This is a genomic window from Bacillus sp. 22475, assembly GCF_052044835.1.
Classification (GTDB): domain Bacteria; phylum Bacillota; class Bacilli; order Bacillales; family Bacillaceae_G; genus Bacillus_A; species Bacillus_A cereus.
The window spans coordinates 1-5,627 of the sequence record NZ_JBQENW010000069.1; the positions used below are offsets into that span (position 1 = coordinate 1).

Sequence of the window (5,627 nt, forward strand, 5' to 3'; positions counted from 1 at the left end):
AAGTGCTTCGACTGACCCTTCAGCTAAAGGTTGTTTTAATTGTTTATTTGAATCTTTTTTCATGGATGGACGCCCCTTTTTCTTAGATTGAAGGGCATCAATTCCTTGTGTTTCGAGCTGTTTTTTCCAAACAGAAATCGTTGAAGGGGCAGGAATATTAAAGATAGCTGCTGTCTCAAATAAGGACATACCGTTTTCAATCATAAAGTTTAGTATGTCTAGTTTAAATTGTTGTGTGTAATTTGTACATCGTTTTAGAAAAGCTTCCAGACCATTCTGTTTATATTGGTTTACCCAATTCAAAATGATTGTGTCACTTATACCGAGCGATCTACCCATTTCTCGATAACTTTCATTTCCGTTCAAATAACGTAGAACGATTTGTATTTTTTCATCAGCTGTAAATTTAGCCATAGAAAAACTGCACCTCCAATTGTTAGACTGTGTCTAACAATTGGGGTGCAGTTCACTACTTGTTGCTCTTTTTTCGCTAACTCATCTTTTAACTTCTTCACTTGCTCATCAAGAGATTTTTTTTCAGTTTCTAACACACTCATATCACTTTTCAACTTTTGCGTTTCTTCAAAATGTTCATCTACTAATTTATTATATTCTTTCTCAGAGTACATTTTTTCACTGGTTGATGTCGTTTTCTCTTTCGTAACAACTACATTAATAATTACAAAAAAGGCTACAATTCCTATTAACGCAGCGGAAATCTTCTTTTTGTTCATGATTAATCCTCCAAAATGTAAAATTTTAAAAATTATCATAACAGACCAATTCGCTTTCACCTGTCATATTTTGTCGAATCAATATAATAAAAAAAAGCATCTGAAACAGATGCTTTTTCTCATTCTTAATACGTAAACGTAATTGTCACTAAAGAATACCCTTCTTTCGCATTGTAAGGCTCCGCTTTATAAGAAACTCGATTTGCCCCTTGCGGATAATCGATTTCGCCAATTGCCTTTTTCACATCTTGCAGTGCACCATTCATTGATTGCTTGTATAGCACTTCAATTTTCTCTGGTTTTGCACTATAGCGCTGCTGCATTTTATTTTTTAATTCAGTATAGTTATTTGCGATATATTCATTTCCTAAATAGTTTAACTTTGTATCTTTTAATATTTGCTGATATGCAGGCGTTTTCGTACTGCCTGCCGCAATTTTGTTTGTCAGTGTACTATAATAATTTGTTGTAGCTTGCGGGTAGTCTCCGCGGTTCCACTCATGATTTCTTGCGATTTGTTCATCTGATAAATTGAAATACGAATACGTTACGCGACCCTGCTCATCTGGAACCGGATCATCGAATGTTGTATCAAGGTGATACCATTTGTTTTCGATTTTTACTAAATTCCAAGCATGAGGTTGTCCGTCCCCAGTTCCTGTCACGAAATGATTTTCAATTCCTGCTTCTTTTAATAATTGATAAGTTAATAGTGCGTAACCTTGGCAAACCGCAGAACGATTTACAAGTGCTTCATATGCTGTGTAAGCTTTATAAGACGTATCATAAGAAACATGTTTTACTACGTAATCATGAATCGCCTTCACTTTTTCGTGATCATCCATTCCAACTTGAGTAATAGAAGAAACGATTGCTTTCGCTTGTTTCATGACATATTCCGTCTGTTCTTTCGTTTCACGATATGTAATCTTAAGCGTAAACGTATAATTTCCAGGTGATCCAGAAAGTCCATATGAAACATTCGATCTATTATTATTTGTATACTCATTTTTACTTGCAACTTCTTTATATGCGTTAAAAAGTGTATTCATCACTTCTTCTGTATTATTATTTTTCGTTTTATATGGAAGTGTAATATTTGTCTCGTATGTATTAATACGCTTTTTTACTTCTTCTTTAAAAGCTGTTAATAATGCCGCATCTCCTGTGTCTTTCACATCAGCATTTTTATACTTTAAAGTTTTATATAAAAACTGCGCATACTGTTCACGTGTTACTGTGCCATACGGTTCAAAATTCCCGTTCCCTGTGCCATCTGCGATTCCATTTGATTGCACTGCACTAATTGCGTTTTCTGCCCAAAATGGATTTGGAACATCCTTAAAGGTATGTTTTTGTTTTGCCGCAAGATGGAAAGCATTTGTAAGAATTTGTGCCATTTCCGCACGACTCACAGAAGCTTTCGGTCTAAATTGGCCATTTTCATCACCTTTAAAAACTCCTAAATTCGTTAAAGTTAATACCTCTTCTGGAAACATTGTAGAACTTTGATTAATATCACCGTAAGGATTTTTAAACGTAGACCCATCCTTTAATACGTAACGAGTTCCATCATTACTAAACGAACCGCCTTGTTTATTCGGTACTAACACTCGATAAATTAAAGCCGCAACTTGCTCCCTTGTCGCAACATCTCCAAAACCAAATATCCCATTTCCATAACCGGAAATAATATTTTTACTCGCTAAATCTTTAATCGCAGGATATGACCAATGTGATGTCGGCACATCAGAAAAAACACCCACTTCAGCAGCTTTTACATCGCTGCCATTTGTATATAACAACGCACCACCAATCAGTGATAATGATGTAATTGATTTTAATAGTTTTGTGTACATAATGTCTTCTCCCAATACTTTCTCTATTTTTGTTGGTTTATGTCGAAAAATCTAAAAATATGACAAAATACATTATACAATTAAAAGTTTTTGAGGGATATATTGAATTTTAAAATATGCAAAAATTCATATTGTTATAAGGATTCATAGTGATATTATATTATTTTACTTGCGAATATATAAATAAAAAAACGCTCATCTGAGCGTTTCATCTATATACTTATTAGTTACTTTTTCTTCACTTAGAACTCTTCTTCGGTAATCATCCTTCGATCTAACAACTCTTTATACTTCAATATTTCTTCAGCCCCACGGCTCTCCATGCGTATATTGTATAACACTTGTTGTATTAACCTTTGATTGGTCCGTTGAAACATTTACTCCATTTAATAGTATGACCGTAATTATTAATCCAATTGAACTGCTGATGATCCTTTTCATTTTAAAGCCCCTTTCTGAAAACCTTTTTCTTTTTCTTTATATCCTAAATAGAAGTATTCACTAGATTTTATTGAATTTCCTTCTTCATGATATTTAACCGCTAATTTTTCAGCATATTCCTGGACATATTGCCATAAACCTACTTCATTAAAGAAAGAAATTCCTTTAGAAATGGCTAACTCTAATTCTTCAGCAGAAACATTCTCATTCATTTCTTTTAGAATTGTAAAATGATGTTCATATTCTTTTTGTTCCAGTTCATTACAAATTATTAATCCTTTTTCAATTAAGGACGCTGCAAGCTTTGTCTTTCCTAACTTTAAATTCTCTCTAGCTTCCAAAAAAATCGCTCTAAAGTGATTCGGAATTTTTTGTGATACTTCCGATAAGTAACGAAGTGCTAAATCAGATAGGTTTTGCTCTGCATACATAACCCCTAAACTATGTCGAACTCGTAATATTAGCTCCTCTTCATTCTGCTTTTTCAAAATATCCAGAGACGACATGAAATAAACTTCTGCCTGTTCAAATTCATTTAGCTTTACACATGCTAAACCCAGAACATTGTCACATGCTGCCACCTTCCTGCTATACCCGTACAGCCCTTCAAATGTATTCCTTGCTCTAGTTGCATATTGAATTACTAAAATAGGCTGGCAAACGTGATAATAATAGCTTGATAGCTTAAAGTTAAATTCTGCTTTTTCAATTGGATCCTGAATATTTCCCAAAAAAGATTCTGCTATTCCATAATGCTTTTCAGCCACTTTAAAATCACCGTTTACTGTAGCATGAGAAGCCTTAAAGAAATGGTAATAATATAATAAAGATTCATCTGATGGAGCTTCATCTAACTTCATTTTTCTTAGATCATTCTTAGATATGTCAGATTGATGGGGATAAAACTCTGCACTTAGCATTTTAAATCTAAAATCTACAAGTGAATAAAACTCTGTATTCTTTCGATCTTCTTCCATTAGAGATAGTTTTATTAAATTTTTCACTACTAGCCGTAAAAATATCTTATAATCTTTATATAACAAATTAATGTATTAGGAGTAGATAAAATGCCAGTTACACTCGAACTTATTCTTTTCATTCTTATAGCAATTAGTGCTGTTGGCTATTTAATAAAAGAATTTCAAAAAACTAGGAAACGAACACTTGGAATTTCACTAGAATTTTTAGTTCTTTTCTGGTCAATATGGAGAATATCAACTATTATAATCTAATTTCTAAAACATAAATTCCTTCGAATGAAGTGAAACTCTAATCAGCGGGAGTTTTACGGGATAAATTTACCAGTATTTTTACCACAACATTCATGTTAAAATCCCTTGTGAGTACGACATAACTCGACCTTATGAAGCTCCGCAGCTTTTATCGCGGAGCTTTTTTTATTAAAATTAACGCTTTTGTTCACTTTTTTGATACATTTACGAAACATTCATATGTTACGTTATATAAGTCCTTTTTTAAATCTTATTCATTCTAGCAAAAAGTCCTAGTCCCCCTAGGGCTTTTTTGCATTCAAACAATGAGTTGTATTTTTTCTCAATAATCGAAACTACTTAACGTGGTAAAATAATAATCGGACTGGCATCCAATACCATATTACAATGGAGCAAATCGCAAGAAGGCACCTTAGGGTGTCTTTTTTATAGAGAATCAGTTTAAAAACTAAAAATAAAAGAACCTCAATAAATGAGGTTCAAAAAATCTACTATTTTAAATTACCTTCGTAAAAAGCAACTCCATTTTGAACATGTTTTAAATACCACGTAATCGTCCCGCCACAAACATTTTCATTAAAACTATTAGCATATACTCCATTTGAGTAATAAAGAGTTCTTTTGAATTTACCATTAGAATACTCATAAGGAATTGAACATGTTGCTTGCTTCGGAGAACTCACAGCTTTTTGCGTATCAGCTGAAGCTGCCCCAATTCCTCCTGTTAATGCAATACCTGTTGCTAATGCTCCTACTACTAATTTCTTGAACATAATAAATCCCCCTTTAATAGTTTTTATAGCTTACAACTTAAATGTATCACTTTTGAAATTTATGTAAATATCTTGAATATGTAGAAATATTTATTTAATTTTTGGTAATATTGGGATTTTATTTTATCAAATGGAAAATAGAGGGATTAAAAAAGTATGTGAAAATACAGATAAGTTTATATTAAATGAATGTGGTTCAAGTCGGCGAAAGGAACTTTTGGTGTCTTTTTTGTACATAAAAAAATCTCACCATCTTATAGAAACGATAAGCCCTTTAAAACAATAATTGCAACTATATTAATTTTACATTACATTAAGGTTAGAGAATATCATACTAATAAAGTGTTAAATAGTAGGTGGGGAAAATGGAATTTAACGATTTGGGTATTACCATTAAAGAACTTAGAATTAAAAAAAATATATCACAATCCGACTTATGTCATGGAATATGTTCACAAAGTCAAATTAGTAAGATCGAAAAAGGTGTAATTTATCCATCTAGCATATTATTATATCAATTATCTGAAAGACTTGGTGTTGATCCAAATAATATATTTGCACTAACTCAAAACAAGAAATTAAAATATA

The 5,627-nt window shown here is 32.3% G+C and carries 7 protein-coding genes and 1 pseudogene; 2 read left to right on the forward strand and 6 right to left on the reverse strand.

Features of this window, described 5'->3' with window-relative positions:
• The 5 genes and pseudogenes from ACTJJY_RS31610 to ACTJJY_RS31630 form a co-directional block, all read right to left on the reverse strand.
• Positions 1-414: transposase (locus tag ACTJJY_RS31610; protein WP_440605686.1), on the reverse strand; the 414-nt coding region annotated here is incomplete at its 3' end.
• Positions 415-470: 56 nt separating this feature from the next.
• Positions 471-734 (reverse strand): annotated as a pseudogene (locus tag ACTJJY_RS31615) (hypothetical protein); the annotation flags it as partial.
• 125 nt (positions 735-859) lie between these two features.
• Positions 860-2,593 carry an S-layer homology domain-containing protein gene (locus tag ACTJJY_RS31620; RefSeq protein ID WP_440607419.1) on the reverse strand — a complete coding sequence of 578 codons (1,734 nt, stop codon included), beginning with the start codon at positions 2,591-2,593 and terminating at the stop codon, positions 860-862.
• A 303-nt stretch (positions 2,594-2,896) separates the two neighbouring features.
• Positions 2,897-3,034, reverse strand: a complete 138-nt coding sequence (locus ACTJJY_RS31625) for a Phr family secreted Rap phosphatase inhibitor (RefSeq protein WP_071731857.1) — start codon at positions 3,032-3,034, stop codon at positions 2,897-2,899.
• Positions 3,031-4,077 carry a tetratricopeptide repeat protein gene (locus tag ACTJJY_RS31630; RefSeq protein ID WP_440607420.1) on the reverse strand — a complete coding sequence of 349 codons (1,047 nt, stop codon included), beginning with the start codon at positions 4,075-4,077 and terminating at the stop codon, positions 3,031-3,033. The genes ACTJJY_RS31625 and ACTJJY_RS31630 overlap by 4 nt, the downstream gene beginning before the upstream one ends.
• Positions 4,078-4,101: 24 nt before the next feature.
• On the opposite strand from ACTJJY_RS31630, the gene ACTJJY_RS31635 reads away from it, so the two are divergent.
• The gene (locus tag ACTJJY_RS31635) at positions 4,102-4,266 is read left to right on the forward strand and encodes a hypothetical protein (protein WP_001145511.1); all 165 of its coding nucleotides are present in this window, start codon (positions 4,102-4,104) and stop codon (positions 4,264-4,266) included.
• A 491-nt stretch (positions 4,267-4,757) separates the two neighbouring features.
• Here the strand turns inward: ACTJJY_RS31635 and ACTJJY_RS31640 are convergent, their stop codons facing one another.
• Positions 4,758-5,039: an LCI fold-containing protein gene (locus ACTJJY_RS31640; protein WP_000473814.1), complete on the reverse strand. Its 282-nt coding sequence runs from the start codon at positions 5,037-5,039 to the stop codon at positions 4,758-4,760.
• Positions 5,040-5,404: 365 nt separating this feature from the next.
• On the opposite strand from ACTJJY_RS31640, the gene ACTJJY_RS31645 reads away from it, so the two are divergent.
• A partial coding sequence (locus tag ACTJJY_RS31645; protein ID WP_440607421.1) for a helix-turn-helix domain-containing protein occupies positions 5,405-5,627 on the forward strand: 223 nt, incomplete at its 3' end.

Coding starts and splice junctions, on each gene's coding strand:
- ACTJJY_RS31620 (WP_440607419.1), bottom strand. CDS start 2,593: ATGTACACAAAACTATTAAAATCAATTACATCATTATCACTGATTGGT.
- ACTJJY_RS31625 (WP_071731857.1), bottom strand. CDS start 3,034: ATGAAAAGGATCATCAGCAGTTCAATTGGATTAATAATTACGGTCATA.
- ACTJJY_RS31635 (WP_001145511.1), top strand. CDS start 4,102: ATGCCAGTTACACTCGAACTTATTCTTTTCATTCTTATAGCAATTAGT.
- ACTJJY_RS31640 (WP_000473814.1), bottom strand. CDS start 5,039: ATGTTCAAGAAATTAGTAGTAGGAGCATTAGCAACAGGTATTGCATTA.